This is a genomic window from Cognatilysobacter terrigena (genome assembly GCF_004361065.1).
In the GTDB taxonomy this organism is placed as follows: domain Bacteria; phylum Pseudomonadota; class Gammaproteobacteria; order Xanthomonadales; family Xanthomonadaceae; genus Cognatilysobacter; species Cognatilysobacter terrigena.
In genome coordinates, this window is the sequence record NZ_SELT01000082.1 from 1 (window position 1) to 1,985 (window position 1,985).

Consider the following 1,985-nt stretch of genomic DNA (forward strand, 5'->3'; position numbering starts at 1 on the left):
AGGCCGCACGCCGGGTCATGGACACCGCCGAGCCCGAGGCACCGCTGCAGATGCTGGCGATCGCCCGCGAGAACCTCGCACGGACGGTCCGTCGCCACGCCATGGGGCTGCCGCGCCGTACGCACTGAGGCGCCGTCGCGCCCTGCGCTGACTACGTTTGCAGGCATCGGCGACAATGGGCATCCCGCCTGCCGCCCCGTCGCCGATGAATCCGACCGCCTCGCCCGTTTCGCTGACCCGTTACCTGCTCGAAGAAGAGCGCGCCGGCCGCATCGGCCCGAACCTGCGCCTGCTCATCGAAGTGGTGGCCCGCGCCTGCAAGTCGATCTCGATCGCGGTCGGCAAGGGCGCGCTCGGCGGCGTGCTCGGCGACGCCGGCACCGGCAACATCCAGGGCGAGGCGCAGAAGAAGCTCGACGTGCTCTCCAACGAGATCCTGCTCGAGGCCAACGCCTGGGGCGGCCACCTCGCCGCGCTGGCGTCGGAGGAGATGGACCACGCGGTGCGCATCCCGGACGACCAGCCGCGCGGCAAGTACCTTCTCCTGTTCGATCCCCTCGACGGTTCGTCGAACATCGACGTCAACATCTCGGTCGGCACCATCTTCTCGGTGCTGCGCTGCCCGGATGACGTCACCGAAGTCGACGACGAGCACTTCCTGCAGCCGGGCACGGCCCAGGTCGCGGCGGGCTACTGCACTTACGGCCCGAGCACGATGCTGGTGCTGACCATCGGCAACGGCACGCACTCGTTCACGCTCGACCGCGAGATCGGCTCGTTCGTGATGACCACCCGCGGCATGACCATTCCCGAGGAAACGAAGGAATTCGCGGTCAACATGTCGAACCAGCGCTTCTGGGAAGCGCCGATGCAGGCCTACGTCGGCGACCTGCTCGCCGGCAAGGACGGCCCGCGCGGCAAGGACTTCAACATGCGCTGGGTGGCGTCGATGGTGGCGGACGTGCACCGCATCCTGACCCGCGGCGGCATCTTCAGCTATCCCCTCGACAGCAAGTGCGCGGCCAAGGGCGGCAAGCTGCGCCTGATGTACGAGGCCAACCCGATGGCGTTCCTGGTCGAGCAGGCCGGGGGCGCGGCCAGCACGGGCCGCCAGCGCATGCTCGAGGTCACCCCGACCGGCCTGCACATGCGCGTGCCGGTGTTCCTGGGCTCGAAGCGGGAAGTCGAGGCCGCCGTCCAGTACCACGCCGAGCACGACACCCGGGACGCCGCCGCGGCATGACGCGCCGACGGCCGGCAGCGTGAAGGCGGTCACAAAAGCTTGACCTGTCACGCCATCGGGCTACCTTGGTCGTCCGGTGCGTGGGGCGCCGACAGGAGTCGGACATGGCGGACGGTGGCGCGGGCCGCGACGTGGTCTACGTCGCGCGCGCGGGGCGAGGAACGCCCCCGGCGCGTTTGCAACAGTTGGGCTGGAAGGTGCAGTCGGCTACGGATGCGCGCGGTGCGCTTCGCATCGTGCAGCGGCGCGCGACGCACCCCTTCGCCGCGCTGCTCGACCTGCGCGACGGCTTTTCGGACACCGACTTCGCCGAGTTCGGGCCGGTGCTCGCGGCGAGCAACGTCGGCTGGGTCGCCGGCGTCACCACCGAGCAGCTCGGCGAGCCGGCGGTGCGTCGGCTCATCCGCGACTACTGCTACGACTACGTCACCCTGCCGTGCCCCGAGGGCGTGCTCGACACGGTGATCGGCCATGCGCACGGCATGGCGCGGCTGGCCTGCGAGTCCGCGGTGCGCCTGGCGCACGAAGGCCTCGAAGGCATCATCGGCGAAAGCCCCGGCATGAAGGCGCTGGCGCGCACGTTGTGCAAGGCCGCCAATACCGAAGCGCCGGTGTTCATCGCCGGCGAGACCGGCACCGGCAAGGAACTCGCAGCGCAGGCCCTGCACAGCCATTCGCGGCGCAAGGCCATGCCGTTCGTGGCCATCAATTGCGGCGCCATCCCGCATTCGCTGATCCAGTC

At 69.8% G+C, this 1,985-nt stretch carries 2 protein-coding genes; both read left to right on the forward strand.

Annotated features, from left to right (window positions below; translation table 11 throughout):
- The first annotated feature begins 205 nt into the window (after positions 1–205).
- Positions 206–1,243: a class 1 fructose-bisphosphatase gene (locus EVS83_RS15460; protein WP_133502084.1), complete on the forward strand. Its 1,038-nt coding sequence runs from the start codon at positions 206–208 to the stop codon at positions 1,241–1,243.
- Between the two features lie 104 nt (positions 1,244–1,347).
- On the forward strand, positions 1,348–1,985 hold a 638-nt coding region (locus EVS83_RS16105; protein WP_166636941.1), incomplete at its 3' end, for a VpsR-related response regulator.